This is a genomic window from Nonlabens spongiae (assembly GCF_002117125.1).
Lineage (GTDB): Bacteria > Bacteroidota > Bacteroidia > Flavobacteriales > Flavobacteriaceae > Nonlabens > Nonlabens spongiae.
Genome location: NZ_CP019344.1, coordinates 1,278,289 through 1,305,148 on the forward strand (window position 1 = coordinate 1,278,289; position 26,860 = coordinate 1,305,148).

Genomic DNA, 26,860 nt, shown 5'->3' on the forward strand with positions numbered 1-26,860 from the left:
GTCAAATTGAAATAAGGCAGTTGACCTAATTTGTACTATTTCTTGACTTTGTATTTCTTAAGTTCCTCTCTACTGCGGGTCCTGATTGCAGAACGCTTCTCAGAGTTAATTTTTGAGATCAGCATCGTAGCGATATCGCTGGGCACTAGCATCATGAACTCATAACCCTCTTCAAAATCATGATCATATAATTCATTGAATATATCAAGGTAGTACTGATCTATTTCTTGTTGAGTTTTTCCATCGGCTTTGAAAGACTCTATTTCCTTAGCAAAAAGAGGTCTCGCTTTATAAGAGCCCAATGATCTCATTTCAACGTACTTTTGAGCTTCTTTACTCAACTTGGAGGTTGTTCCGGTTTTTAAGCTCAGAGATGATGTTTGTTTCTGCCCAGGAAGTGATAAAGTATAGAGGTTATCATTTTTTAGCTTGTCGTAATCAGGAAGCTCGTAGCTTAATTTCCCGTTCAAGAATATCTGGGCTGTACCATTACTAGTTTTTTTCCAAGTGAATGCATTTGAACTAAGGTATCCCGTAGGAGATAATAGAGAGATTCCCTTTGCGCTTTTATAGACAAAGTATTCACCCTTTATCAAGGGTGCGGCAAGAAAACCACTATAGCCAGGTTTTTCTTTATCTACATAAATAAATGCATTGAATTTGTTGAGATATACCATCCATTTTCCTGGAGCACCTTTGAAAATTTTATAGTCCTCTTTTAGTAATGACTTACCGTAATTATAGAAGTATTTAAGAGCTCCTTCTCGATATTCAACTAGTAATTCGCCATTCTTTGCTGCAATTTTTGCCTCAATTTTTTTGTTATAAGGCAAGTCCTTTAAGTTTTTGATTACAAAATCAGTGTTGCCATAACCACCTAACACATCTTTTCCTTTTGGTGTCAAATTGAAATAATCTGGGGAGGCTAGACTCTCGTCTCCTTGAAAGAAATAAAATTCATTTTCTCCTCTACGTTCTATAAAAACAGGTTGCCCCTCTTGATAAGCGGCAAACTTTTTTTGTGCGACAGCATTAGGGTTATTTTCTATCAGAGGTTCTCCAGCATACAGCCGCGCATAGTCAAGCAAACCATCTGTGATTGCATCATAGTTGGGTAAGATGAGCCACGGTTTACCATCATAAACGAGTACCTTATCTCCGTTTTCAGTAAATTTTGACTTACCCAGCTTTTTGTAGTCGATACTTACCGCATTTTTCATGACGATATAGGTCTCTTTGACCCTATCCCGGCCAAACAAATATGTATCTCCTTCTCTCTTTTCAGGAATTAGAAATCCATTGTTTGAATTGCGGAAATCCTTCACCAGATAGGAGGTATTTGTCACGGTATCATGGGCAACATAACTATTACCAAAAAGATTACTATTCTTTTTCAAACTTCTACCCTTCTCAAAAGGTTTGAAAAACTTTTCAGTATTGTAAACCACTGCGGTCTCTCCTTTGACACGCAACTGCGCTATTCCCGTGGCGCCGTCATCATCCTTATCTTTATAGCCTGTGGGACTGTGATAATAATGGTTAATTTGAGGTATAAAAAATATTACTCCATCTCCAGTATCCCTAGCTCCAGAGCTTATGGTTCGCAATTCCCTTTTTCCTATAGTGGGATAAGCAATGGTTAGTGATTTTTGTGGTATGAGCCTACGTTTGATGAAATTAATGGTTGATTGTGATTTTAATTTTTCAAAATCAGAGTAGTACATAATTGATTTAGGTCTCGTCTCACTGTATTGTTGTTCAAAATCTTTTGTGAGCCAATTTCCCTTCTCGTCAAAAGTGTATTCATATTTAATAAGTCCACGCCAGCTAGAACGCTCCAGCTCCAGACTGTCTTCGTACAAAATATAATAATCAGTTTCCTTACCCTCTGGATCTATATATTTTATATCTACCCGCAAAATTCCAGCGTTTATGCTATAGGAGTAAGTGGTGATTCCTACATTGCCTGTCTCTTTCTTTCTTGCTTTTTTTTTAGAAAGCCTTCCCTCACGATCGTACTCATACTGGTAGACCCAAAACTCATTGTCCTCAAGAATTAGTCTGCTTTTCTTGTCATAATTGTAAAACGAGGGTTTTGAATTTGGGTCATAGGTATAAAAGTTGATTTCGACGATTAAACCATTCTCACTACGCTCATAAATACCTTTATTTTTGATAGCCTCTTGCTCATCGGTATAAACATTATCATCAATAGGCACACCATTTCTATCATATTTGGTATACTCATACTGATAAATGTCTCCCTTTAGATTTGAGTTTTGCTTGTAATCACTGTATGGTCCCGATGGATTTAAAGGGGCAACTGCTCTGTCTATGAGAAGCTGAGCCTGTAGAGGTTCCGCTTTCGCGAAAGCGAGAACTATAAAGATATAAACCACAAGATCCTTCATCAACCGTATCTATAGATTACTCCACTTCCCTCCCGGCAGTTTAATCGCCATAAAGATTTTATTGTTGAATTGCCACACTTTTGCTTTAAACGGAACTTCCTCTTTGAGCAGGGTCAATTCCCTATTTGTAGAACTTACCCGGTAAACATCAGACTTAAAATTCTTGAAGTTCTCGTTGAAATAATTGATCGCTTTTTGCTCAGTATCAAAAACCAACTCAACTTCCTCCAGCACTCGATCCGTATGACTGCTGAATTTAAATTGCGCATACTGAAAGGGCGCATCCTTATAAAGTACCGCATGGTTAGTCTGTCCAGCGACGGTGTTGAAATCAACCTTACTCTCTTGAATAGCTCGGTGAAAGTCTATGGGACTCACATTGAACCCCATGTTCTTCCCATCAAAAACAAAAAGCTCATTGAATACTGAGCCTTCCATTTGCGGCGGATTGATTTGATGAGCATTTTCAAGATCTCGCGTTTTATACTGTCCTACTCCAGCTGTAATCGCGCGATAGTAGCGTAAGGTCTCAACGCCGTTCTCTCCCGTGATTTTTACATTCACATTGATATGACCACTATTGAGTAAAAAATCCGGAGGCATCAATTGATCCTCAAAAGGTTTGAATCCCAAGAGTTTTTGCAAATCATCTTCAAATGTGACGGTTCTGGTCATTAATTCTTGATTGCGCGAATCATACACCCTAAACTCTGCTTGCTGGATTTTTACCGGATCAAAAGATTGATCCAGCGTCAAATAAAACTGTGGTTGAGCTTTCTCATCTAGAAAAAGACTGCTTTTCAAATCGATGCGTGAATCTGATTTAAGATCACTGTATTTTTCTGGGTAGAGAATATTGGCCTCTGCAAAAAACAAGGCTTCTCGCGCCATAATTTTATGCGCGGCATAAGAAATGTAGCCGTACCCATTATCGCCCCAATCGGTTCCCCATGAGTTCTTGAAGATAAACCCCTTATCATTAAAACCTACTATGGTCACCACATGACCGCTGTAATTTTGACGTGTGCGGCCATCTTCCATTTTAGTCGTAGGTTCGATCAGGTAGAACGGAACTTTACCACTAAAGATGTCTGCCGTAAGGTCGCCTTCATAGGTATTGTAAACATCTATATAACGCTTGTTACCGTCTGGGAGCTTCACTCCTATCGTAGGCAACAAAGGATTGCCGGCAGAGATCTTTGCCCGCGACCAGGCTGGCGCATGAACATAGGTATAATGCACGGCAATACTGGGAACGCCTGCAGTGAGTAATCTTTTGATCTCGTCAATATCGTGAGCCACCGTTTTATCATAATAGATAAAATCCTTCTCTAAAATTCCGTGGCTGGCAAACTGCTGGAACTGGTATAAACCTATGCTTCCTATCTGTGCGCCTTTGATCAATCTGGTAAAATCGTTAATATCGCTTTCCCACTCAAGCGGTTCTCCATTATAAGGCATGACCTCTTCACTGATCACACCATAAGTAGCCAATGGTTTTTTGTAACTGCTCAAAAACGCGCCTTCCTCATAGGTCGCGCCGGGCTGGCTGTGCTTGAGTGCTGCATAAAGATATTGCTCACTGACATCTGCCGGCATGGCAGGCACGGTTTCTAAAGCTGCTGCCACCCCAAAGGCCGTGCAGGTCCCTCGCATTCCCTGGTTTTTGACTGGTGTTTGCACGTGGCGGTAATCAACGCCTTGGGCATTTGAGAATTCAGCTTTCGCGAAAGCGAGAACAACACAAAATATGGGAACTAATTTTTTCATAATCATGGATGTCTATTTCTCGATGGACTGCAAGGTTTTCTTATCAAGCGTCGTATTGCCAGAGGTACTACCGTCTGCATAGATGATCTTTCTTAGATAATATCTTCTCACGGTCTGATCGTGTTTAGGCTTGTAAATTATAGCCGTCCAGTCGTCCATTTGGTTGGTTATGGTTTTTGAGAAAGGATATTCCTTTTCGCTTTCACTCATTTGCGCATCGACAAACTTGTTAAAGGCATCGGGATCGTTTGCTGCCATTTCAAAAAGATCATTCCATTTCTTACCTGTCTTTTTCAGATTAAAAAACACCTCATGATTAGTAAATGGAATGTGATAGGCGGTGGCGTAGTCGTTGTCATCATTTTGCACAGCAACCAGTTGATCACTTACATACAGATAGGAGCGCTTATCATGCTTTGAATATACAGTGTACGCACTGCCTTTGTGTTTGTAAGAGTCGGTGCGATCTGGATAGGCAGGGTCAGTTACGGATGATAACTTGTCGTTTTGATAATAAAGCCTGTATCTGGGCACCTCTGTAAAATCACCTTTTTCGTTTCTTTTGTACTTCTGTTCCGTTATGCCAAATTTTGAGCCGTCTGATTCACTGACCAGTTTGCCGTTCTCATACTTAAACATTTTTACGGTTTGTAAATATTGATTGGCCTCAAGACTTTTTTCAAGATTACCATCGCTGTTGAATACATAAGCCATGGCGTCCAGTGGCACGATGCTATCGGCATTCACCACTTTGTAAACTACAAGCTCGATTTGTTTGGGCATTTTGGAAACATCATACTGCTTCCATGAGGTGTTTGTCCAGCTCATGGGCTTTTTCTTGCCGTCCATTAGGACATCGAGTGGTTGTTGAGAGTACGCTTTCGCGAAAGCGAGAACAAATAAAATCAGAAAACCGTTTTGTAAGTACTTCATAACTTAGAAATAAATGATTTCACGGGTCACCTCACCGCCAAAGCGCTCGTCACTGTAGGAAATCCAGTTACCATATTTGTCATATTTGACATTTGACATCGATTTTTGTCCCAAAACATCATGATAAACATTTTGATAAGCACCATTACTATAATAATAGGTTGCTCGTCTAGTACTATCTTCTTTATCTGACTGCTCGACTTGAAGGTCATCAGTTTCTCCAAAATAGCGATAGTCGATCGTGTTCTGAAATTTATCGTCCCAATAACTTGTCTTTTCAATTACCCGATTTTGATCATCATACTTGAAAATGACCTTTTCTGAATAGTCGGTACCATTGTATATAATCTCTGTGAGATTATTGTTGCTATCGTATTTGTATTCTTTAAAAGCACCATCTTCATAGGTAGTCTTAACAATGTTACCATTTTGTACAAGATGATGTCTATTTCCGTTTTTAGTCTTGACGATGATTTCATTTTCAGCGTATTCCATTTTTAAGGGTTCGTACTCAGAGTCATCTGAAACCAATTTACCCTTTTCGTCAAATATGACGGTATTCACATCTGTTCCGTCATCAGTAGTTGTAGTGGTCACTGTTTTCATTACTGGTCCAGCAAGACCGTAATCTTGACTGAGATAATTAAACACCGTAGGGTTTAAAGGTGCATTAGGGTTGCGCATGTTTTGAGCCTGTGCGCTGCCGCAAAAAAGTATTAGAAGGAATAAATGCTTGATCATGAGGAATTAATTTAAAGATTAAATTGTTGATTAATACTGCCTCACGCCGTTCACAAGCCGCATTTTCTTGACCTTCATCAAAGACATGTTTGCATCATAACTCTTGAGCGATAGTTTCTTGCCTACATTACCTTCTACAAGTTGCTCTTGAGCCTTGAAAACGGTGTGGTATTGTTTTTTCAAAGGGTTATAAATCAAAAGGTAATCGCCTATCTTGACTGCTTTGAGTGGTATTCCTGCCACACTCGATTCTAGGACGTATTTCCCGTAGCTTCCAGGAGCCACCGTCACAATTACATTCCCAAAATCATTCGGATCCACTTGATCGTAGTAATAGATGGTACGCTCATCATCAAAATATTTACTTCCATTTTTATAGCGTTTGATCCAATTATACTCCTTATCAAATTCATAAGTGAAAGTGTCCTTACCCTGCCCTACTTCTTCTGACGACCTAATCAATCCCTCTCGGTATTCCTTGATATAGTGATTGACAAGAACGCCGTCTTTGTTAGTCTCCTTTTTATCTACTACAAGTGCTTTACCCTTATTTGTGTAAGTATATATGGTAGTGTATTCAAAGGTGTCGCTTGAATAGACATCTTTAATAATACGACCGCGATCATCGTAAGTATAGACCGTCTTTTTGTTGCTCGGAGTAGACTCCCAGGAGAGCATATTCCCATTTGAATCGTATGTATAGACTTTGGTTTCAGGTTTCCCAGCAGTATACGAAATTTCTGTAATGATGCGCCCTTGATCGTCACGATCTACGACAGTTGCATTATACTCTGCAGCAACGTCTCTTCCTACGGTTACAATGGCTGTATTAATTAAATTACCTTCTTGATCATACCACTTATCACCTACGGTTATGACTTTACCATATGGGACACCCTGTCTATCGATACGCTGTATTTGATCTGGAGTAAAAGGATTTTCAGGCGCATTACGCCAGTCATAGGATTTAGTTTGAGCGGTCACTGCGACCTGCCAGAGAATTAAACTTAGAAGAATATAATTTTTCATAACAAATAATTGAATTATCAGACTACTGAATTGAGAAATCAATTGTACTCACCACCATTGCGGTACAAGCATTTCTATAAAAATCGTCGTGGGATTTTACGTTTGAATCTGGGTGGGCTCGTTGTACTACTGCAAGACCGCGGCTGGCAGTATCGCTGGGTGCCATAAGCGTATTGCGAACAAGATATTTTGTTGGATTATCACTTTTCGCTTCAGATTTCTCGATTACCACTGCGTCTGCCACCCAATACTCTTTTCCCGCAATAGTCTTTTTGCTTTCCTTGACATCCTGGACCTCATACATGAATTCCAGTATTCCCGTTGTGTTTTTGAGAATGTCCTTCATCATCTTATCCTTATTATCTGCGTTCATTCCAGTAGCGCTCCAGCTGTTGAGGCGTACCTCTTCTATTACTTGATCTCCATCGCGCTGGGCAAATTTTGCATAAGTGCCATATCCCTTACCGTCCTCTGGTAACTCGTGAGGTACATTGCTGTAATAAGAAAGTGTGAAATTGAGAGGTTCTAAGCCATACTTATTTGTGTAGGCCTCATCTATTATTAAGGTCTTTTCCTCGCCACAACCTTCCACAGTAACTTTTTGTGATTTATCAGTACAGGATGCTGCGATCAACAGACAGATCATAGGTATAATTATTCTCATTTCTTAAAAGGTATAAAGTTGAACATTAATTACTACCAAAATTGCCTTATTCTATTAAAATCTGGAATAAGGCAATTGACCTAGATTGTTCTCTAAATGAATTCAGCTATAGAAAAATGCCAGACTAACTAAGTTCAGGATAACAGTCAGCCCTATAACAATGGAAAAGACCTTTGCGGGTCGTCCCCATCCATATTTGTTTATCGTGTAGATCGTGAGCACTAATCCTATTAGAAATGCCGGTAGACTCAACCACAATGCTATTAAGTAAAACCACATCCAGCTAGTACAAAGTGCCCAGACGACTGCGATAGATGTTATAATTCTAATGAGATATTGAGTCCATGTCTTACCCATACGATCAAGAACAATAACAAATATTGTAACTGCGATAGCAGCGCCATAAATCCATAAAATCATTAAAGTGAACTGATCCATTTTCTGTCAATAAAGTGAAGTGGGTAGAGAGCTTAGCCAATTTTTATCAAAATCTGTAGATCCAACCTCTGTCCCATCTGTAAAGTAGATTTTTCTGAAGGTGTACTCCTTATTTAATTCTTCAGTATAAGAACGAGAAAGTCTGTAAGATCTAGTCCAGTCTGTATAGTTGTCAAATTTATCCAAACGTATCTTCTCAAAGCCTTGGGCAAGGTATTCTACACTTTCCATCGGATCAGGAATTATCGCATCAAGACCTGAACTGTCAGTCAATTTCTTATCTATATATGAGATCCACGCATTGGGATCAATACCCTCTTTGTAAAATTGCTGATTAAACACATTTATGCGTATGTGTTTTTTGGCTTTATGTATTTCTGCATACAGCTTGTAATCGTAGTAATATCTAATGATTTCTGTATGTTTATTGCCAGTGATATAGCCTGTAGCCGAAAAAATCTGCTTATACCACCCTTTATGGTATTCATATCGAGTGTTGTCTTTATTGATAATTTGGTCCTCGCTATAATACTCCAAAAGGTTATCGCGATAATGGATTTTTTTCTTCCGGATAAAACGGAACTTACCATCAGGACTTTTTTCATATTTAATGACCTGACCATTCCCCCTCGTTAAAGATACTAAGCCGTTTTCGTCGTACTCATAACTAGTTGAGGAAGTACGTGGCCTGTCAGAATAATAGTAGGTTCGTATTTCTTTCTGCAAAAAAGCATCGTCGTTAAAAATGAAAGATGCTTTTTCTTTAATAACGATATTTCCATCTTTAAGCACATAAGTCCTACTCCCGATGGAGTCTACAGACTTGCTTACTTCCCAAAATTTAAGATCATATTTAGGCAATGCACCCATCTCACTCTGCAACACTAGATCAGCATCTTGAGCCAGTACAGTTCCACAGATTAATAGGAATATGAACTTGAGGTTTCTCATACACCTAATTGCGCAATGATTGTAACTCATTCCTGTATTTTTTGTAAGCAGCTGCATCATAAGTAAGATTCAGTTTCTCTGCGATTTTCTCTGGTGTCCATTCATCACCAGTGACTGTCCCGTCTTCATAAGTAATCTCCCGGTGAGTTGCATAATAATGACCACTTTTAGTCTTATCCACTCGTAGAACCCAGTTGCCACGCTCGTCATATTCATAACTCAAATCACGAGCAACTCCATATTTTCCTGTCGTTTTTAGATCGTCGCCATGATCGTTCACGGTTATGGTTCTAGATAGTTCTTCCTTTCCATTTTTAATATTGTATTGGGTTGTTTCGCTTTCGCGAAAGCGAGACATCAACGACATCACGGGCTCACCAGTCTTATGCATATAGAATTCTTCTCGTTCTAGATCTCGTCCATCATAACTATATCTAGTTGTCCACTGTTTTATCCCTTCTCTTGAAAATGATTTCTCAACCAGCTTGTTGTCTTCATCATAAACAAGATCCATCACGCCTGAAAGACTGAAAGCCTGAATCATGCGATCTTGACCGTCATACAGCAGACTGTCTTTATACTGAAGGCTGCCGTTGCGGTAATAGGTGTAGACTTGTGGCAATCTATCATTTGAATCCCACAAAGAGTTCGTCTCCATGTACTGATAGCGACCGCCATTTAATTTTTCTTCTCTGAGATTTTCAAGATACCCCTCTTTAAAAACATAATAAGAGGTTGCAAATCGGTTGAGTTTTGATTTGTCTTGATACGAGTTGTACTCAGTGTTCTCAACCGTGAGCACGCCATTATTCTTCAACCCATACTTCTGTAATAAATAGGGAATCTGATCGCCTTTAGCAAGTTGAGTGTATTCAATCTGGCAGCAGGTTTCCTCGCAACTTAATAGAAACAAAACAGCAATTAGAGTAAAAAATTTGCTCGATTTAATCATGGATATAAGCTTTATCCAAATTTAAATTCATCTCATTCTTCCTTCAATAGGGCATTTGGCGTATAATGTCATCTCGATAGAATCATATCTTCAATTGAAGCCCGATGAACTCATTGTATTCGAGACATGCCATGATTTCCTCTTTGCATGTTTCATTGTAATTCCTTTCAATTATTTTTTTTCCTGATCCCATTCTAGTCCTTCACTCCGCATCAAGACATCCCATTACGGATAGTCGTCGTGTCAGCTACTAAAAATTTTTCAATTTACATATGCCAAGTATTTCTTTTGGCAGTTCTAAAGTAAGAAGGTGCTTCAACTGCTAACTGACCAACTAATCCAGCCATTTGGCAAAAATTTAAAAGGGATCCTCGTTCCATAGCATCTGTTTTGTTTTAGTTTTGAGGAATTACATTAAACAAATGAAACATTTTACGATCGGCGATATAGCTGAAATGGAGCGCATCTATAGAGGGAATCTGATCAATAGTATTACAGGATTCAAAAGCGCTAATCTACTGGCTACTCGATCTAAAGATGGAGTGGATAATGTCGCCATTTTCAGCAGTGTGACTCATCTAGGGAGCAATCCTGCTATATTCAGTTTTGTGCAGCGCCCTTTAGGTCACGGTGCAGGTCATACGTATCAAAATCTCAAAGAAACTGGGCACATCACGCTGAATCATCTCAATATGGATCTAGTCGCAAGAGCACACCAGAGTAGCGCAAAATATGATCCTGAAGTTTCTGAGTTTGAAGAATTGAATATTGAAAAAGAAATCCGCGATGGGTTCAATGCTCCCTTTGTCAAAGGTGCTGCAATTCAAGTAGGCGCTGAATATGAAAGCGAATACTATCTGAAAGAGAACAAATGCATCTTAGTCATCTGTCGCATCACGGATATTTTTATGAACGACGGTTTGCAACTAGACGATGGATTTGTGAATCTGGAACGCGCGGGAACGGTTACGATTAATGGTTTAGATGCTTACGCGAAAGCAAACATAAAAGAGCGGTGGAGTTATGCTCAAGTAGGCGAAGACCTTCACACACTACCGCACGAAATCCAACGATGAAAACCAAGAAGAATACTTCATTCCGCAACCCTCATAATTTGCCGACCAAAACCTGTGCGAGCTGCGGTCGCGAATTCACCTGGCGCAAAAAGTGGGAAAAGGATTGGGAGAATGTGAAGTATTGCAGTAAACAATGTAGAATTCAGAATTAGGAATTATGAATCGTGTCATTCTCAATTCTGAATTCATAATTCAAAAATGAAAATCATGAACCTAGTCTGGTTTAGAAACGATTTAAGAACAAAAGATAATCACAGTTTAAAAAAGGCTTGTGATGCAGATAGTCCTGTTATGGGAGTCTACTTTTTTGACCCTCGGTTTTATGAAAGTAGAGATTTTAATCTCGATGTGGACATTGATTTACCCTTCACTAGGACTGGAAAATATCGTGCGCAATTCATTATAGAAAGTGTAGCCGATCTTAGAAGACAACTTCAAGAACACAACATACCGCTTCTCGTATTTCATGATAAACCAGCAAAGGTTCTTCCTGATTTAGTTAAAGAGCACGACATCAAAAACATCTTCCTTCAGAAAGAATGGACTAAAGATGAAATGGATCAAGAAAAAGATCTCGGAGTCGAACTGGATAAACTGGATGATAAACCCAAAGGACACCGCACCTACGATCAGTTCTTGTACCATCCGTACGATATTCCTTTCGAGAGTTTTCAAAAGATCCCGAAAGTTTTCACTGAGTTCCGTAAAAAATGTGAGAAACAAGCTCAGGTGCGAGAACTAGTATCTATTGAAGCTTATAAACAAGACAAATTGAGTGTTCACAAAACTGAGATTCCCAGCCTGGAAGATTTAGGCTTGGAATCTTTTGAAATAGATAAACGCTCGGCTTTTCCTTGGGAAGGTGGCAGCAAGTCAGCTTGGAACAGATTACAACATTATTTTTGGGAGACCAAGCAACTTCAAGACTACAAGAAAACCCGTAATGGTTTAATAGGTACGGACTATAGCAGCAAGTTCAGCGCGTGGCTGGCACAGGGTTGCATTAGCGCTCGTGAGATCTATCATGAAGTAAAAAAGTATGAAAAAGAGATCAAAAAAAATCAAGACACCTATTGGCTGGTTTTTGAGTTGATCTGGCGCGACTTCTTTAAGTATGTTTCGCTTAAACATAAGGAAAAAATCTTCAATCTGGGCGGAATCCTGCAAAAGGAATACGATTGGAATTCAAGCCATCGAGAGCTTGAAAAATGGATCAACGGTGAGACCCATGAAGATTTTGTGAATGCTAATATGAAAGAAATCGCCGCAACCGGTTTCATGAGCAACCGCGGTAGGCAGAATGTCGCGAGCTACTGGTCCATGCACCGCAAGCAAGACTGGAGACTGGGCGCGGCCTATTTTGAACACATTCTTATCGATTACGACGTGCATTCCAATTATGGCAACTGGATGTACAACAGTGGCGTGGGGAATGATCCACGCAACCGCACATTTAATATTCAGTCACAGGCTGACCGTTACGATAGCGATCATGAGTATCGTGATCTGTGGCTGGAAAATTAAGCAATAATTAATGTTGTAGGTTACGCTTTCGCGAAAGCGTAAATAACTTACTCAGTACATAGCTAAATTGTATTTTTATACAGTGAAGCACTTTCTCACTTTAGTAATACTGATATGTAGCCTTCTATGCCAGAGCCAAAACCAAAACAACTGGTGGTTCTTTGGGCAAAATGCGGGTTTGAATTTCACGGGAAATTCAGTTTTACCCGTCACCGGTCAGCTAGTCACCTTTGAAGGAAGTGCAGCAATTTCAGATATATGTGGTGATTTATTGTTTTATACGGATGGTTCTGAAGTGTACGATCGTAATGGCATCATTATGCCTAACGGCTCAGATTTGCTAGGAGATCCTTCAAGTACACAATCTGCGATAATTGTCCCACAACCTCAAAATCCAAACATCTACTATGTTTTCACGGTAGGAAGATCGCGTACCTTGATAGGTTTGAATTATTCAGTCGTAGACATGACGCTCAACAACGGTAACGGCGATGTAATACCCAGCCAGAAAAATATCAATCTTTTAAGCAACTGTGCCGAAAAAGTTTTTGCTACTCAGCACGCAAATGGCACGGATGCTTGGATCGTTGCCTATGGTGAAAGCATTCCAGATACAGAGATTTACGATCGGTTTCACGCTTTTAAATTAACTCCTAACGGTTTAGATGTAAACGCTGTTGTAGAAACGAGCAGCGTAGGCACCAGAGTTAGTTTTGATGCTCGTGGATACTTGAGAATCTCAAAAAATGGCGATCAGATCGTTATGACCACCCCTGGAATAGTAGATACTAATAATCCTAGTTTTGCTGGCCGTGGAGCATGGCTACTTAATTTTAACAATGCCACGGGAACGGTGTCTGGCCCGCAAAGACTTCAGTTCACCAATGGACTCTATGCTTATGGCTGTGAGTTTTCAGGTGATGGAAGTAAGATTTACTTGGATCTCAACACAGCTGATGGAGGTATTCAACAATCTAATAATGGAGGTGTGGGCGAACGCACTCTACTACAATACGATCTCAATCAGCCAAACTTCGCCTCAACGCCTGTCACTATTTTTCAAACTTCTCCTATAGATCCTACAGACGATCTAGCGCGCGGAGCCTTGCAGCGTGGCCCTAATGATAAAATTTATTACCCTAGAGGAGAAACACCGTGGCTTAGTGTGATTAATGATCCTAATGCAGCTGGAACTAGTTGCAATTTTGTGGAGCTGGGTCAGCAGTTATTACCTGGTACTTTAGCTACAGAAGGTCTCCCTCCCTTTTACAATTTTGAATTTGAGCCCAATCTCAGAGTCGGTATAGGTTGTAGTGGTCTCCCCACTCAATTCTTTGCCGATCCCATAGGTCAGTGTGCAAATTCTCAAGTCTCATGGGATTTTGGAGATCCTGGCTCTGTGAATAATAGCTCTAACGAGGTCGATCCTATACACATTTATGAAAATGCTGGAACTTATACGGTTACTTTACATATTGATACGCCTTTTCAAAACTATGTGGTGACCCGTGTTATACAGATTCCTCAAGCTCCAAGTACTAACCCAATTGAACCTAAATTCTATTGTGATGACTCTACTGATACGGGAGTCATTCCAATTAATTTAGATGAGATATATCAAGAAGTTCTAGGTAATCAAAGCTCAAATGTTTTTGAGGCCAGCATACACAGCACCCGAGAAAATGCTGAACAAGAGCAAAATGCAATTGTCAGTTCAGATACGGTAAGTTCAGGAACTTATTTTGCTCGAGTGGATCGACAGGATGGAGCAAGCTGTTTTGAAATTCAATCTTTTGAAATTGAAATTATTCCATTTATTCAAGTGGAACCTATCGAGGATCAACTGCTTTGTGACGGTACAGAAAATGATGGTGTAGAAATTTTTGACTTACTGGTAATCGCTGAACAAAGCCTGATCGATATAGATGAGAGTGTACTGGACATAACTTTTTACGATGATCTATTGAACGCACAGAATGGAGTTGCTGGAATCAGTTTACCGTATGAAAATCAGCAACGGCGCGAAGAAATTTTTGTGCGGTATGAATATAAGACCCAGCCTACTTGTCCCGTATTTCAAAACTTTTTCATCGAGGTTAATGCTTTTCCAGAAATCCCTTTTCTAGAAACCTATTTGATTTGTGATGACTCGAGCGATGATGGCGTAGAAGCTTTTGATCTGAACTTCTTTTTTGCAGATCAAGTGCAAGCAGAAAATTCCGAACCCATGAACATTAGCTTCCACGCAAATGAGGAAGAAGCTATTAATGACGAACTTCCGTTGACCAACCCCTATTTCAATGAAGAGCTCACCGAACGATTATGGATGCGGGTTGAAAATAGTGCCAACTCAGAATGTGCCTTAATAGAACCTATAGATATTGAAGTGGGCATTCTTCCACGAGTCACTCAACAGAACATGGTTGTGAAATGTCCAGAAGATCGAGTGATTCTAACAGCCATTTCTGGTTACGACCAGTATTTATGGAGCACCGGTGCTGATGTTGCCTCTATCGAAGTAACGAATTTTGGAAGCTATACCGTTGAAGTCACTGATTTTAATGGTTGCAGCAATTCGGCAACGATCGAGGTAGTGCCTTTTGATGAAATTGAGATTACAGAAATAGAAGTCACTCAGTTCAGAGTAAACCAAAACAGTATAGAAGTGAGCGTGCGCAACGGCGGCCCGTGGACCTACAGCCTGGATAATTTTGTATATCAAGAAAGTCCTCTGTTTGAGAATCTGGTACCGGGAACCTACACCATTTACGTGAGAGGAGAAAATGCCTGCGACACCGCAACCGAGACCGCAACCATTGTGGGAGCAAAACCCTTCTTCACGCCTAACGATGATGGGTTCAACGACTACTGGCAGGTGACTGAGATCGACTCCATACCAGAGGCGCGCGTGTTTGTATTTGACCGTTTTGGTAAGTTGCTCAAACAGTTGGACCCACTGGGACCCGGTTGGGACGGGAATTTTAACGGCAACGCCATGCCCAGTACAGATTATTGGTACCTCGTGGAGCTACCGGACGGGCAGAATTTCAAGGGACATTTTACACTCAAGAGGTAGGCGGTGTTTTTTCCTCTGGATCTTAGCTATAAAGTAGCAGGTGGCTCTTTTTAACGACGCTTTCGCGAAAGCGGAATTATCCAAACACTATTTTTGCAACTATGGATTTTAAGATCGTATCTGACTTTGAGCCCACTGGTGATCAACCGCAGGCCATTGACAAAATCGCTAGCGGAATTGAGGCTGGAGAACGCTATCAAACCTTGCTGGGGGTTACCGGTAGTGGGAAGACTTTTACCGCAGCAAATGTGGTGGAACGGGTGCAGCGACCTACGCTGGTGCTCTGTCACAATAAAACGCTCGCGGCTCAGCTTTATAACGAGTTCAAGACTTTTTTTCCAGATAATGCGGTCGAGTATTTTGTATCCTACTACGATTACTATCAGCCAGAGGCTTTTATTCCAACAAGCGGAACTTACATTGAGAAAGACCTCTCGATCAATGAGGAAATTGAGAAACTGCGTTTAAGTACAACCTCTTCCCTACTCTCGGGTCGCCGGGACATTATTGTGGTGGCATCTGTAAGTTGCTTATACGGTATCGGGAATCCAGTAGAATTTCAGAAGAATGTGATACGCGTGCAACGCGATCAGGTTATTGCACGTACCGATTTACTCCAGAAGTTGGTACAATCACTTTATTCCAGAACCACAGCTGAGTTTAATAGAGGTAATTTCAGGATCAAGGGTGATACGCTAGATGTGTTCCCGAGTTATGCAGATACGGCATTCAGAATCCACTTCTTTGGCGACGAGATTGAAGAAATAGAACGCTTTAATCCTACCGACGGTAAAGTAATCGAGCGGTTTGAACAGATCACCATCTATCCGGCAAACATGTTTGTGACCTCGCCCAATGTGTTGAATAACGCCATTCACAGCATTGAGATCGACCTTGGGAAACAGGTAGAATATTTTAAAGAAATAGGGAAACCTCTAGAGGCTAAAAGACTTCAAGAACGTACGGAATTTGACTTAGAAATGATTCGTGAGCTGGGTTATTGTTCTGGAATTGAGAACTATTCACGTTATCTAGATGGTCGGGAACCGGGTACGAGACCGTTCTGTTTACTAGATTATTTCCCAGAGGATTACTTGATGATCATCGACGAGAGCCACGTGAGCGTTCCTCAAGTAGGTGCGATGTACGGCGGTGACCGTTCCAGAAAAGAAAATCTGGTGGATTATGGTTTTAGGCTTCCCGCCGCAATGGATAACAGACCTTTGAAATTTGAAGAGTTTGAAGCCCTTCAAAATCAGGTTTTATACGTTAGCGCCACTCCAGCCGATTATGAATTGGTTAAAAGCGAAGGTATTTACGTTGAACAAATCATTCGCCCAACGGGTCTGTTAGATCCGATTATTGAAGTGCGTCCCAGCCAAAATCAGATTGACGATCTCGTGGAAGAGATCAGAAAACGAGAAGAACTGGATGAACGTGTTTTAGTGACCACCCTTACCAAGCGCATGGCCGAGGAACTTACCAAATACCTGACTCGTATTAACGTACGCTGTCGCTACATCCATAGTGATGTAGATACTTTGGAACGTGTGGAAATCATGTCTGATTTGCGTCGAGGCCTTTTTGATGTCTTGATAGGAGTCAATTTATTGAGAGAAGGTCTGGATCTTCCAGAAGTTTCACTAGTAGCCATACTCGATGCCGATAAAGAAGGGTTTTTAAGAAACAATCGATCGCTTACCCAAACTATAGGACGTGCTGCTCGTAATGTCAATGGACTTGCCGTGCTTTATGCAGACAAGATTACCGAGAGCATGCAAAAAACCATTGATGAAACTGAGTATCGCCGCTCGAAGCAAATGGCTTACAACAAAGAACATGGCTTAGAACCTCGAGCAATCAAGAAAACACTAGAATCTGCGCTCTACCGCAAAAATGCTGCGACTTACGCCATTGAGGAAACTCTTACCCTCAAAGCCGCTGAAGAAGAAGCAGAATACCTCAGCAAAGCTCAGATTGAGCAAAAAATTAGGGATACTCGCAAGAAAATGGAAAAAGCGGCCAAAGATCTCGACTTTATGGAAGCTGCAAAACTGCGCGATCAAATCAAAATGCTTCAGGAGAAAGTGAAAGCGGTGTGAGTTTGAGTTTGTGAGTAGTGAGTAGTGAGTAGTGAGTAGTGAGTTTAGAAATTTGAGATTTCTAGCTTATTGCAAACAGCATATAGCTTATAGCGTAAAGCGCTACGCGCGAAACTCACAGCTCCAATGTTTGACAATTTTTTCACATCATTGCTTTCATAAAAATTACCTTTGTACAAAGCTTTAAAAGCATGAAGAAATTAGGTTTAATCATATTTTCTGCACTATTTCTCTGGTCGTGTAATCAGTCGATGGAAAATCAAACTGAGGATACAGCAACGCCAAAAGAACTCGAAACGGAGAGCACGATAGCAAAAGACAGAAAGCTCACTGCAGAATTCTCTGATTACTGGTATCAAAGCAAAGCAGAAATTTCAAGCTATGAGCTCAGTCAGGCACGTTATGGAGAAATGCGTGAAGGCACTGCGATCTTGATTTTCGTGACCGAGCCATTTGACAGAAATGAATTGATCAAATCTGATATTCCCAGCGAGTCAGATGTACGAGTATTGAAGCTCAATGCTACTCGTGATTTTGTAACGGGTATTTATCCTTACAAGATTATGAGCAGTACATTTTTGCCGCTGGATACACAAGAACATGCTTTAAAGGCTGTAGGAAGTATTCAAGAATGGTGTGGGCTCACCTTTCAACAGTTGACACGTGATAATGATAGTTATGATGTGGAACTGCACTCCTACTTCCAGAAAGAAGGAAATAAAAATTTCAAAATCGACTTTCAGATGTTAGAGAATGAGATCCCTTTGAGACTGAGGTTAGGTCCTAAAGAGATGCCCACGGGAGCTATTCAAGTTATTCCATCTATTGAATTCTTAAGGTTGAAGCACGTAGAAACAAAACCCTATGAGGCTATAGCAAAATTGAGTGAACTCCCAGATGGATATTTATACAGCGTTAAATATCCTGAACTGGAAAGGACCATAGCCTTTAAAACAGAAAAACAATTTCCTTTCAAAATACTGAACTGGATGGATCGGTATAATGACGGTGGTACACCTCAGGTTTCTACAGGCTCTCTTAAAAAAACCATTATGACCGACTACTGGAACCAAAACAAACTTGAAAATACAGTCTTGAGAGATAGCTTGGGACTCTGATAATGAAAGAATTTTTTATTCAGATAGAATTTCTACTTAGTGTAGGACTTATAATCACTACGGCCATTGCTCATAGATTGATTATATGGAGTGCGACAAAACTTTCAAAAAAAGTTTCGCGATCAGAACTTCGCAAACAGTATGTGAGTCGTTATGTGGGGTATGTAATCTGGACCATGTGCGCGATTGCGCTAGTTTTGGTCTGGGGATTTAGAAATGAAGGTTTTTGGGTAGCCTTAGGTTCAACGTTTGCCGTGGTAGGTGTGGCTTTATTTGCATCTTGGAGTATTCTAAGTAACATTACGGCAAGCTTTATTTTATATTTTACATTCCCCTTTAAGATAGGCGATCGCATACGTATTCATGATAAAGATCTACCCGTTACAGCGACTATTCAAGACATTAAAGGCTTCTACACTATTCTAATCACTGTAGAAGATGAGATTATAACTTACCCTAACAACTTATTGCTGCAAAAAGGAGTTTCTATATTGAAACCCAATCAAGAATCTATATTTGACAGAGTTCTTGAAACTCATGAAATTGACAAAACCCTAGTAGATGGACCTGAGCGATCAACTTAAAAATTTATTTCCAGATCACGACTTTAAGGAGGAGAATGAGCCTCAAGAAGAGAGTCAAGACCAACTGTGGCTTCAAGACGATCCGCTGTTATGCAAGTTTGAGAAACGCAAGGGAAAAGTGAATACCATCATCGATGGCTACACCGGTGCAACCGAAGATTTTAAACAGTTGGCCAAAGAACTCAAAACCACTTTAGGTGTAGGCGGTAGTTTTAAAAACGACACCATCATCATTCAAGGTGACTATAGAGATAGAATCATGGAGATTTTAAAAGATAAAGGATTCAAAGTGAAGCGTGTAGGTGGGTAATCTTGCGTGGCGCTGTAGGCTGTAGGCTGTAGGCTGTGGGCTGTAGGCTGTAGGCTGTAGGCTGTAGGCTGTAGGCTGTAGGCTGTAGGCTGTAGGCTGTAGGCTGTAGGCTGTAGGCTGTAGGCTGTAGGCTGTAGGCTGTAGGCTGTAGGCTGTAGGCTGTAGGCTGTAGGCTGTAGGCTGTAGGCTGTAGGCTGTAGGCTGTAGGCTGTAGGCTGTAGGCTGTAGGCTGTAGGCTGTAGGCTGTTTATAAAAAATCCCGAAATTCAAATGAATTTCGGGATTTTAGTTTGTAAGTAAAGAGTTTTACTCGTCTCCTACGATATGTTCTATAGCACGGGCAAGTTGAAAATCCTTTTCTGTTAGACCGCCGGCATCATGCGTGCTCAGTGTAATTTCCAGGGTATTGTACACATTATGCCAGTCTGGATGGTGTTCCATCTTCTCAGCTTCCAGCGCGATACGAGTCATTACTGAAAACGCATCCATGAAGTTGTCAAATTCAAATGTTGTGTGAATGGCATCTTCGTAATGATCCCAACCAGGCACACTTGCGAGCTCTTTGTCGAGCTGATCGTCATTTAATTTTTCCATATTACTTGTCTCCGCTTAGGGTATTCTTAATTTTTCTTTTGGCTTCTCCCAGTCCTTCTTTTACTTTACCTTCGACCTGATCTGCCTTACCTTCGCTTTCTAGGGATTTGTCGTTAGTCGCTTTTCCAGCTTCCTCTTTTACTTTTCCTTTTGCCTGATCCCATTTTCCTTCTAATTCTTTGTCGCTCATAATTTTTTGATTTTATATAAATGTAAGCACGCTTTCGCGAAAGCGAACATAAGAAAAACATAATTCTAGAAACTAGCTCCCATATTTAAACCTATTTTAATGCTATTTTTAAACTATGATAAGAAATAAATTGATTCTAGGGCTGGGACTGTTGTTCACCTTATGGGGTAGCGCACAAGACAATCTCGATAACGAGGGGGCTCCTTTGCACGTGCGAGAGGTACCACGATACAATTTATCTGTTGGATTTGGCGTATCACAACCTCTAGGGGAATTCAAAGATGTGGCTGGTGCTGGTTTAAATATAGGAGTGTCCTACGACTATTACTTTAATAAAAACCTAGCATTGAGCACTGGTTTCAATCATGCGTATAATGAGTTCAGAGCAAACGATCGAGAGACTAATGAAAATGCAGATGTACGCGAGGTGGCAAATTATCAAAAAGCCAGTTTTAGCCTAGGTCCACTGCTGACTTTAAGGGATAACAGGTTTCAATTTGACGCCTACGGCAGGCTGGGTTACAGTTTTCTAAACACTGATCCCAAGCAAGCTATTATCCCAGTAGCACAGCCTCTTATAGGTCAATTTCCTGAGTTCAACTTTTATCAACCTGAAGAAAGTAAGGACGGATCCATGTACATGGAGCTGGGCCTGCGGTTCAATTACTATTTCAGAAAGCAAGTTCAGTTATTCTTCAACCCTGCGTTAGCAAGCACCTTTGGTGAGCCTGTAGCCTTTACAAGAGGTTCAGAATCCTATGGGGTAAATATGACAAATTTGCATTTTAATATTGGAGTTAAAATCGCCTTAGGTAAAGAGTACAGCAACGGCGAGAAGCGAGTGGATGAGCAGTAAAATACTTCTTGAAGTCTTTATAAATTTCTATCATTTAAGTATTTTTTTTTATGCTCGGTTCAATACCTATTTTCTAGCATTTCACTACCGTTTAATGGCAACACCCTACCCCACCCTATCTGCAAATGTTGATCAATTCATCTATTGTCTTGAGGTAGTTCCAGACTTAGAAAAAGTTGAAACTACTCCAGTTGTTCAAATTCTGGAAGATATTGCTTTGAAACAAAATGTCTCCAGCATCTATAAAACTTGCGATACTATAGAAGGGTTGCAGGAAAGCCTGGATGCGTTACTTTATGATGACCATAATTTTGAGGATTATGAAATTATCTATCTGGTATTTCCGGGAGAGGCAAATAGCATTTTGATCAATGGCTATTATTATAGTATTGAAGAAATTGCAGAATTATTTGAGGGCAAAATGGAAGGTAAGATCATCCACTTTGCCAACAAAAAAACACTGGATCTCACCGATGAAGAATCACAGTATTTTCTCGATATTACTGGTGCCAGAGCAATTTCAGGCTATGGCGCTCTATCTGAAAGCATGACCAGTGCGTACACGATTGATCGAGTCTTTTTCAGTCTATTTTATGAGAATGATGACCTGCGTGAAGTGGTTGAGCGTATGTTTTACAAGCATTATGATTTATGCAAACTGCTCGACTTTAGGCTCTACTATTAGGCTACAGAGTTCCAAACCATGCATTGGGGCGTCGAGAGTTTATAGATTTCTTCATTTTATAAAACCTTATTTTTAAGGTGAAATCAGCTCCTTTGCTAGTGATCACCTACATTCTGCTCGATATCATACATAATCAGTTGGATTTATTTTCAAAAAAAAAATGCGATAAATGTGACAAATCGATTTTCGTAGCGAATAATGAGGTAAACAGAATTTAGTTTGAAGGACAAGGAAAAAATATATCTATTGGTTCTTGAGGATTACAAAGGGATTATTTATAAGGTAGCTAACACTTACTGCTTTGATCAATCTGATAGAGATGACCTGATTCAGGAAATCACCATACAGATCTGGACGTCCATTGAAAGGTATAGCGGTCAATACAAATGGTCAACTTGGATCTACAGAATTGCTTTGAATACCTCCATCTCATTTTACAGGAAAAATAAAAGACGCAAGGACAAGACGGTTGATTTTAACCCGATCGTGGAAATCGCTGGTATGGATCAACAAAATCAGGAAGATGAAAATTTACAATTGCTAAGAAAATTTATCAAAGAACTGAAAGAAATAGATCGAGCGCTAATCCTTTTGCACCTAGAGGGTTTAGAAAGCAAAGAAATCGCAGGTATTCTCAACACATCTCAAACTAACGTTACAACCAAAACTTCTCGAATAAAAAAGAAACTCAAACAGAAATTCATCGACTTTAAAAACAAATAACATGGAAAACATAGAATTACAGAACATCTGGAAATCACATGATCAAAAACTTGAAGACATGCTGGCAATCAATAAGGAAATCGCAGTCAGTGTTTCAAAACTTAAGCTTGATAAACAGATAAATAGGTTATACCTACCTAAATGGACCGCTTTAATCATAGGAATACCTTACACGGCAATTTTAATTGTAATTACTTTTATTGCTTTTACCGCAGAGGCTTACTTGGTAACATTAGGGTTTGGAGCGATCGCTCTAATAATGACAACAATTCTTTTTGCTTACGTCTACCAATTGTATCTCATAGGAAAAATCAAAAGAGATGAGGGCGTACTGTCTACTCAAAAAACGCTATCGCAGCTTAGGATCTCAAGTTCTAAGAGTCTCCATAGGGCAATTTTTCAATTGCCATTTTGGTCTATATGCTGGATCAGTATCGATGGATTAGTAGAGAATCCAGTTGTCTATGGGGGAGTTAACTTGATAGTATTCATGGCCCTGAGTTATCTATCTTATTGGATTTACAAAAAACTCAATAACGTTAACGGCAGCTCTAGGATTCGGGAATTTTTCTACTCTGGCAATGAATGGGATCCTATTTTCAAGTCAGCAGAAATACTGGATCAAATCAAGGAGTATCAGAAATAAGGTCTAAAGACTAATCCAGCTCGTGTAAAGAAAAGGGCTTCTCCCTTGTAAATATCAACTTTCCAAAGGGCGCTTTTTTAACTAAATTCCTATTTTAGACACCAGAAATAGATAGCAACTTTAAAGCGATCCAGCTAAAATGCCACTTGCGCTTTATGTGGTGGGCTATTTACAACCTATAACACGCGTAAATGAAAAATTTATTGAACTTTTACATGGTGATTTTAGTACCACTCGGAATTATTTTTTTGCTCAATAAAGCTGACTTCATAAACGGAACTTTATTAGTCGGAATATTGCTCTTTTATGCATTAGTCTACAGGACTTATACTGATGGAAAAAGACTTGCGGATAAAAAAATTATTCAGAAAAAAGACATTTGGAAAATGATACTTCCAGGAAAGCGGTTTGAGCATTTCAGAGAATTATACCTCAAGTAAAAGATCAAAATTTGCCAGAAAGGCTATCTTATTAGAATTAAAGTTAAATCCATCTATTTTTCATCTTATCTATTCTGCTCTATAACGCATCTGATATTCCTTTCCCTGCGCTCGTCGGAAGCGAATACCTCTCTGTGTGGCCACCGAATTTCAAAACTATTACCTACTTTTAAGTCTAGAAATAATACCAACAATAACGCGACTCAGCAAGAACGCCGCTCGCTCTTAAGGCGTTTGACGTTCAACATTTTAAATGAAGATATTCTTATTACTAATACTAAACTTGTTGATAGTAACTAGTTGTCAGTCGGGTAAATCGGAATGGCATCTGATTAAAAACTTTGACCAAGTTTCCAAACACGAACCTTTTGGATACAAGTCTGGATACATAAACCAAATAGGAGATACTGTAATTCCGTTAGATAAGTATGTTAGATGTTTTACGGACACTGCTATTTATTACGCAATAGTTTATGATAAAAAACAAGGTCTTATCGGAATAGATTTGAATGAAAAAAAATTGTTCAATGCAGTATGGGACGGAGAAGGTTCAGTAATAAAAGAATCAGAAGGAATGATATTAATTGAAGAGAATGGGAAATTTGGTTTTGCTAATTATAAAGGTAAAACAATAATTGAACCCAGATTTGAATATGCTGAAAGTTTCCGGAACGGAAAAGCTAGAGTTTCAAAGGGTAATATCACAAGGAATAACGCCCTTGAAAAGCTAGAGATAAATAACTGGTATTTTATAGATAAAAATGGGAATGAAATAATAGAAAACTGAGGAATAAACTGAGGTAAAAACCGACGGTTTTTAAACTCTATAGCATGAGATAAATTTTATTAAGGGACACTATCCCTTAAAGTGTGTAAGTTAAAAAAGCTTGGGTTTGACTTTAAATTAGTTTATAGTTGAACCCTTTCTTTATAAATAGTCAGGAACTGATTGAGCACTATACCCCAGTTTCTGATGGGCATTGACCATTTTTTTGTGGCTTCCCTTACGGCCAAATATACAGATTTCATTACTGCGTCATCAGTTGGGAAGGATAATTTGTTCTTGGTGTACTTTCTGATTTTTCCATTAAGGTTTTCTATTAAGTTGGTGGTGTAGATGATCTTCCTGATCTCTAAAGGGAACTCAAAGAAAACGGTAAGGTCTTCCCAGTTGTCGTACCAGCTTTTAACGGCATAAGAGTACTTGTCGTTCCATTTATCGGCAAAGTCCTTAAGAGCAGCCTGGGCAGCTTGTTTTGTTGGAGCGTTGTAGATTTGCTTCATATCTGCGGTAAAAGCTTTTTTATCTTTCCATACTACATATCTACAGGCATTTCTGATTTGGTGAACCACGCAGATTTGAGTTTTGGACTCTGGAAAAACGTTTTTAATAGTCTCTGTAAAACCATTAAGGTTGTCCGTAGCGGTAATTAAGAGATCTTCTACGCCACGAGCTCTCATATCAGTAAGTACGCTCATCCAGAAGGCGGCAGACTCATTTTTGCCCAGCCATAGACCCAACACCTCTTTTTTACCATCTCTACGTAGTCCTACAGCTATGTAAACAGTTTTGTTGATAACCTTAGAGTTCTCACGTACTTTGAATACGATACCGTCCATCCAGACGATTAAGTATACTGGTTCCAATGGCCTGTTCTGCCAGGCGACTATATCATTGGTTATACGGTCTGTAATGCGAGATATGGTAGTTGTCGATATGTCAAAGTTATAAACCTCTCTTATCTGCTCTTCGATATCGCTATTGCTCATTCCTTTAGCGTATAGAGATACGATGACATTTTCAATACCATCTACCATGCTGGTACGTTTTGGAACAAGCATCGGATCAAAGGAGGCGTCTCGATCCCTTGGAACTTTTATCTCTGACTCTCCAAAGCCAGTTTTTACCTTTTTAGTACCGTATCCATTACGCTTATTTGTTGTTGGGCTTTTTTCGTGTTTAGAATAATCTAAATGAGCGTCCAACTCGCCTTCTAGCATCTTCTCAATACCTCGCTTTTGAAGTTGCTTTAAAAAATCATTGAGCTCATCTCCTGTTTTGAACTGCTTTAAAAAATCATCGTTGAATAAATCTTCTTTGTTCATCTGTGTAAAATTTAAAATTAAAATAAAATAGGCTTGGGTCATGACCCAAGCCTATTTTAACTACTTACACAGTTTGTGAGATACGACCTATTAAGGATTCATTTAGTACTTTATCCACACTCGTCAGTAGCTATAAGCTTTCTGCGCGACAATCAAAATTCAAAACAATAATTTACTTTCAAAGACCAAAAACCAATAATATAAATTGCGCAATCTAGCGAAAATGCAACTCCCGCTTCATACTCTGAGCATACTGAATGATAAAAAGCTATGAGGATGATATCTATTTTAATAGGAATAACCGGTGTAATTATTCTGGCTTACTCAATCTGGATTCTAATTAAATCAAGAAACAATGAATGTGTAAATCAATTCACCTTCAACTCTGAGATCAATGAAATTCAACTCCACTCAACTGGGCTATACTCAATTTGTATCTTGGGAGCTAGTTTTGTGAACGATCAAGGGAAGTTTGACGCTGAATTAAAATCAGACAGCGGTAATCTGATAGAACTGAATAAACCTATATTTAAATATCGCTTTCGGAAAAAGGGAATCCTTGGATTGGAGTATTACCAATTTGAAATAAGTAAAAGTGGAAAATACTTTTTGAGTTTCAAGAATCAAAATGAGTTAGTTGCTAAGCATTCGATGTTAATTTCTAAAAGAATCTTTCAGAAACGGATTAATCCCAATAGTCTGAAAGTACTAGTCAAAGAAACAATATCGACAAGAGATAGAATGATCTCAATAGTAGGCTTAGTTATCGGGATAAACGCAGTTATTTGGGGGATTTTAGCTGGATTTTTAAAAATCTTTGAATAAAACTATTAAGATCAAAGTAGTTAATAACCCACCCTTGAAAACTACAAAGACACGCTTCAAAAATATTTTCGTGATTCCCTATTTCAATCCCGATCTTAGCAAAAAATTTTAAAGCA

Annotated in this window: 28 protein-coding genes; 15 read left to right on the plus strand and 13 right to left on the minus strand. The window is 39.5% G+C overall.

Annotation, left to right across the window (positions count from 1 at the left end):
* Positions 1-35: 35 nt before the first annotated feature.
* The 9 genes from BST97_RS05805 to BST97_RS05845 form a co-directional block, all read right to left on the minus strand.
* Complete coding sequence (locus BST97_RS05805) at positions 36-2,411, minus strand: hypothetical protein (RefSeq protein ID WP_085766344.1); 2,376 nt, start codon at positions 2,409-2,411, stop codon at positions 36-38.
* 9 nt (positions 2,412-2,420) lie between these two features.
* On the minus strand, positions 2,421-4,181 hold the full coding sequence (locus BST97_RS05810; RefSeq protein ID WP_157111488.1) for a C1 family peptidase: 1,761 nt from the start codon (positions 4,179-4,181) through the stop codon (positions 2,421-2,423).
* A 12-nt stretch (positions 4,182-4,193) separates the two neighbouring features.
* The gene (locus BST97_RS05815; protein WP_085766345.1) at positions 4,194-5,114 is read right to left on the minus strand and encodes a hypothetical protein; all 921 of its coding nucleotides are present in this window, start codon (positions 5,112-5,114) and stop codon (positions 4,194-4,196) included.
* A gap of 3 nt (positions 5,115-5,117) precedes the next feature.
* Positions 5,118-5,855: a hypothetical protein gene (locus tag BST97_RS05820; RefSeq protein ID WP_157111490.1), complete on the minus strand. Its 738-nt coding sequence runs from the start codon at positions 5,853-5,855 to the stop codon at positions 5,118-5,120.
* 30 nt (positions 5,856-5,885) lie between these two features.
* Entirely contained in the window at positions 5,886-6,884 is a 999-nt protein-coding gene (locus BST97_RS05825) for a hypothetical protein (RefSeq protein ID WP_085766347.1), read from the minus strand.
* Between the two features lie 22 nt (positions 6,885-6,906).
* Positions 6,907-7,548 (minus strand): hypothetical protein, encoded by a 642-nt coding sequence (locus BST97_RS05830; protein WP_157111492.1) that lies wholly within the window; start codon positions 7,546-7,548, stop codon positions 6,907-6,909.
* Between the two features lie 102 nt (positions 7,549-7,650).
* Positions 7,651-7,986, minus strand: coding sequence for a hypothetical protein (locus BST97_RS05835; RefSeq protein WP_085766349.1), 336 nt, complete (start codon positions 7,984-7,986; stop codon positions 7,651-7,653).
* Between the two features lie 6 nt (positions 7,987-7,992).
* Complete coding sequence (locus BST97_RS05840) at positions 7,993-8,937, minus strand: hypothetical protein (protein WP_085766350.1); 945 nt, start codon at positions 8,935-8,937, stop codon at positions 7,993-7,995.
* A gap of 4 nt (positions 8,938-8,941) precedes the next feature.
* Positions 8,942-9,850 carry a hypothetical protein gene (locus tag BST97_RS05845; RefSeq protein WP_157111494.1) on the minus strand — a complete coding sequence of 303 codons (909 nt, stop codon included), beginning with the start codon at positions 9,848-9,850 and terminating at the stop codon, positions 8,942-8,944.
* A gap of 461 nt (positions 9,851-10,311) precedes the next feature.
* Here BST97_RS05845 and BST97_RS05850 point away from each other — a divergent pair, with 461 nt between their 5' ends.
* The 8 genes from BST97_RS05850 (at position 10,312) to BST97_RS05885 (ending at position 19,679) form a co-directional block, all read left to right on the plus strand.
* Positions 10,312-10,965, plus strand: coding sequence for a flavin reductase family protein (locus BST97_RS05850; protein ID WP_085766352.1), 654 nt, complete (start codon positions 10,312-10,314; stop codon positions 10,963-10,965).
* Positions 10,962-11,117: a DUF2256 domain-containing protein gene (locus tag BST97_RS05855; RefSeq protein WP_085766353.1), complete on the plus strand. Its 156-nt coding sequence runs from the start codon at positions 10,962-10,964 to the stop codon at positions 11,115-11,117. Before BST97_RS05850 ends, BST97_RS05855 begins: the two co-directional genes overlap by 4 nt.
* Positions 11,118-11,172: 55 nt before the next feature.
* Positions 11,173-12,489 (plus strand): DASH family cryptochrome, encoded by a 1,317-nt coding sequence (locus BST97_RS05860; RefSeq protein ID WP_169711537.1) that lies wholly within the window; start codon positions 11,173-11,175, stop codon positions 12,487-12,489.
* A gap of 178 nt (positions 12,490-12,667) precedes the next feature.
* Entirely contained in the window at positions 12,668-15,565 is a 2,898-nt protein-coding gene (locus tag BST97_RS05865; protein ID WP_157111496.1) for a T9SS type B sorting domain-containing protein, read from the plus strand.
* A gap of 101 nt (positions 15,566-15,666) precedes the next feature.
* On the plus strand, positions 15,667-17,667 hold the full coding sequence (gene uvrB, locus BST97_RS05870; protein WP_085766355.1) for an excinuclease ABC subunit UvrB: 2,001 nt from the start codon (positions 15,667-15,669) through the stop codon (positions 17,665-17,667).
* Between the two features lie 191 nt (positions 17,668-17,858).
* Positions 17,859-18,785 (plus strand): septum formation inhibitor Maf, encoded by a 927-nt coding sequence (locus tag BST97_RS05875; RefSeq protein WP_085766356.1) that lies wholly within the window; start codon positions 17,859-17,861, stop codon positions 18,783-18,785.
* Between the two features lie 2 nt (positions 18,786-18,787).
* A complete protein-coding gene (locus BST97_RS05880) occupies positions 18,788-19,369 on the plus strand; it encodes a mechanosensitive ion channel family protein (RefSeq protein WP_085766357.1) in 582 nt (193 codons plus the stop codon).
* A complete protein-coding gene (locus tag BST97_RS05885) occupies positions 19,347-19,679 on the plus strand; it encodes a translation initiation factor (RefSeq protein ID WP_085766358.1) in 333 nt (110 codons plus the stop codon). Before BST97_RS05880 ends, BST97_RS05885 begins: the two co-directional genes overlap by 23 nt.
* Here BST97_RS05885 and BST97_RS15755 read toward each other — a convergent pair.
* The 3 genes from BST97_RS15755 to BST97_RS05895 are packed head-to-tail and all read right to left on the minus strand — an operon-like array spanning position 19,638 to position 20,463.
* Positions 19,638-19,949 (minus strand): hypothetical protein, encoded by a 312-nt coding sequence (locus BST97_RS15755; RefSeq protein ID WP_157111498.1) that lies wholly within the window; start codon positions 19,947-19,949, stop codon positions 19,638-19,640. The two genes, BST97_RS05885 and BST97_RS15755, sit on opposite strands and share 42 nt — an antisense overlap.
* Before the next feature lie 36 nt (positions 19,950-19,985).
* Positions 19,986-20,273 carry a 4a-hydroxytetrahydrobiopterin dehydratase gene (locus BST97_RS05890; RefSeq protein WP_085766359.1) on the minus strand — a complete coding sequence of 96 codons (288 nt, stop codon included), beginning with the start codon at positions 20,271-20,273 and terminating at the stop codon, positions 19,986-19,988.
* A gap of 1 nt (position 20,274) precedes the next feature.
* Entirely contained in the window at positions 20,275-20,463 is a 189-nt protein-coding gene (locus BST97_RS05895; RefSeq protein ID WP_085766360.1) for a CsbD family protein, read from the minus strand.
* Between the two features lie 115 nt (positions 20,464-20,578).
* On the opposite strand from BST97_RS05895, the gene BST97_RS05900 reads away from it, so the two are divergent.
* The 6 genes from BST97_RS05900 to BST97_RS05925 all read left to right on the plus strand — a co-directional run bounded on the left by BST97_RS05900 (position 20,579) and on the right by BST97_RS05925 (position 24,600).
* The gene (locus BST97_RS05900) at positions 20,579-21,319 is read left to right on the plus strand and encodes an outer membrane beta-barrel protein (RefSeq protein ID WP_085766361.1); all 741 of its coding nucleotides are present in this window, start codon (positions 20,579-20,581) and stop codon (positions 21,317-21,319) included.
* 94 nt (positions 21,320-21,413) lie between these two features.
* A complete protein-coding gene (locus BST97_RS05905; RefSeq protein WP_085766362.1) occupies positions 21,414-22,004 on the plus strand; it encodes a DUF6642 family protein in 591 nt (196 codons plus the stop codon).
* 219 nt (positions 22,005-22,223) lie between these two features.
* On the plus strand, positions 22,224-22,727 hold the full coding sequence (locus tag BST97_RS05910; protein ID WP_085766363.1) for an RNA polymerase sigma factor: 504 nt from the start codon (positions 22,224-22,226) through the stop codon (positions 22,725-22,727).
* Position 22,728: 1 nt separating this feature from the next.
* Positions 22,729-23,373 carry a hypothetical protein gene (locus tag BST97_RS05915; protein ID WP_085766364.1) on the plus strand — a complete coding sequence of 215 codons (645 nt, stop codon included), beginning with the start codon at positions 22,729-22,731 and terminating at the stop codon, positions 23,371-23,373.
* Positions 23,374-23,564: 191 nt separating this feature from the next.
* Positions 23,565-23,813, plus strand: a complete 249-nt coding sequence (locus tag BST97_RS05920; protein ID WP_085766365.1) for a hypothetical protein — start codon at positions 23,565-23,567, stop codon at positions 23,811-23,813.
* A 253-nt stretch (positions 23,814-24,066) separates the two neighbouring features.
* Positions 24,067-24,600 (plus strand): WG repeat-containing protein, encoded by a 534-nt coding sequence (locus BST97_RS05925; RefSeq protein ID WP_085766366.1) that lies wholly within the window; start codon positions 24,067-24,069, stop codon positions 24,598-24,600.
* 122 nt (positions 24,601-24,722) lie between these two features.
* Here BST97_RS05925 and BST97_RS05930 read toward each other — a convergent pair whose 3' ends face one another.
* Positions 24,723-25,919 carry an IS256 family transposase gene (locus tag BST97_RS05930; protein WP_085766367.1) on the minus strand — a complete coding sequence of 399 codons (1,197 nt, stop codon included), beginning with the start codon at positions 25,917-25,919 and terminating at the stop codon, positions 24,723-24,725.
* Positions 25,920-26,195: 276 nt separating this feature from the next.
* On the opposite strand from BST97_RS05930, the gene BST97_RS05935 reads away from it, so the two are divergent.
* Positions 26,196-26,744 (plus strand): hypothetical protein, encoded by a 549-nt coding sequence (locus BST97_RS05935; protein ID WP_085766368.1) that lies wholly within the window; start codon positions 26,196-26,198, stop codon positions 26,742-26,744.
* The last annotated feature ends 116 nt before the right edge of the window (positions 26,745-26,860 follow it).

Excerpts from the sequence above, each read along its gene's own strand:
- BST97_RS05805 (WP_085766344.1), bottom strand. The coding sequence starts at position 2,411 with ATGAAGGATCTTGTGGTTTATATCTTTATAGTTCTCGCTTTCGCGAAA.
- BST97_RS05810 (WP_157111488.1), bottom strand. The coding sequence starts at position 4,181 with ATGAAAAAATTAGTTCCCATATTTTGTGTTGTTCTCGCTTTCGCGAAA.
- BST97_RS05815 (WP_085766345.1), bottom strand. The coding sequence starts at position 5,114 with ATGAAGTACTTACAAAACGGTTTTCTGATTTTATTTGTTCTCGCTTTC.
- BST97_RS05820 (WP_157111490.1), bottom strand. The coding sequence starts at position 5,855 with ATGATCAAGCATTTATTCCTTCTAATACTTTTTTGCGGCAGCGCACAG.
- BST97_RS05825 (WP_085766347.1), bottom strand. The coding sequence starts at position 6,884 with ATGAAAAATTATATTCTTCTAAGTTTAATTCTCTGGCAGGTCGCAGTG.
- BST97_RS05830 (WP_157111492.1), bottom strand. The coding sequence starts at position 7,548 with ATGAGAATAATTATACCTATGATCTGTCTGTTGATCGCAGCATCCTGT.
- BST97_RS05835 (WP_085766349.1), bottom strand. The coding sequence starts at position 7,986 with ATGGATCAGTTCACTTTAATGATTTTATGGATTTATGGCGCTGCTATC.
- BST97_RS05840 (WP_085766350.1), bottom strand. The coding sequence starts at position 8,937 with ATGAGAAACCTCAAGTTCATATTCCTATTAATCTGTGGAACTGTACTG.
- BST97_RS05850 (WP_085766352.1), top strand. The coding sequence starts at position 10,312 with ATGAAACATTTTACGATCGGCGATATAGCTGAAATGGAGCGCATCTAT.
- BST97_RS05855 (WP_085766353.1), top strand. The coding sequence starts at position 10,962 with ATGAAAACCAAGAAGAATACTTCATTCCGCAACCCTCATAATTTGCCG.
- BST97_RS05860 (WP_169711537.1), top strand. The coding sequence starts at position 11,173 with ATGAACCTAGTCTGGTTTAGAAACGATTTAAGAACAAAAGATAATCAC.
- uvrB (WP_085766355.1), top strand. The coding sequence starts at position 15,667 with ATGGATTTTAAGATCGTATCTGACTTTGAGCCCACTGGTGATCAACCG.
- BST97_RS05875 (WP_085766356.1), top strand. The coding sequence starts at position 17,859 with ATGAAGAAATTAGGTTTAATCATATTTTCTGCACTATTTCTCTGGTCG.
- BST97_RS05880 (WP_085766357.1), top strand. The coding sequence starts at position 18,788 with ATGAAAGAATTTTTTATTCAGATAGAATTTCTACTTAGTGTAGGACTT.
- BST97_RS05885 (WP_085766358.1), top strand. The coding sequence starts at position 19,347 with ATGGACCTGAGCGATCAACTTAAAAATTTATTTCCAGATCACGACTTT.
- BST97_RS05890 (WP_085766359.1), bottom strand. The coding sequence starts at position 20,273 with ATGGAAAAATTAAATGACGATCAGCTCGACAAAGAGCTCGCAAGTGTG.
- BST97_RS05895 (WP_085766360.1), bottom strand. The coding sequence starts at position 20,463 with ATGAGCGACAAAGAATTAGAAGGAAAATGGGATCAGGCAAAAGGAAAA.
- BST97_RS05900 (WP_085766361.1), top strand. The coding sequence starts at position 20,579 with ATGATAAGAAATAAATTGATTCTAGGGCTGGGACTGTTGTTCACCTTA.
- BST97_RS05905 (WP_085766362.1), top strand. The coding sequence starts at position 21,414 with ATGGCAACACCCTACCCCACCCTATCTGCAAATGTTGATCAATTCATC.
- BST97_RS05915 (WP_085766364.1), top strand. The coding sequence starts at position 22,729 with ATGGAAAACATAGAATTACAGAACATCTGGAAATCACATGATCAAAAA.
- BST97_RS05920 (WP_085766365.1), top strand. The coding sequence starts at position 23,565 with ATGAAAAATTTATTGAACTTTTACATGGTGATTTTAGTACCACTCGGA.
- BST97_RS05925 (WP_085766366.1), top strand. The coding sequence starts at position 24,067 with ATGAAGATATTCTTATTACTAATACTAAACTTGTTGATAGTAACTAGT.
- BST97_RS05930 (WP_085766367.1), bottom strand. The coding sequence starts at position 25,919 with ATGAACAAAGAAGATTTATTCAACGATGATTTTTTAAAGCAGTTCAAA.
- BST97_RS05935 (WP_085766368.1), top strand. The coding sequence starts at position 26,196 with ATGATATCTATTTTAATAGGAATAACCGGTGTAATTATTCTGGCTTAC.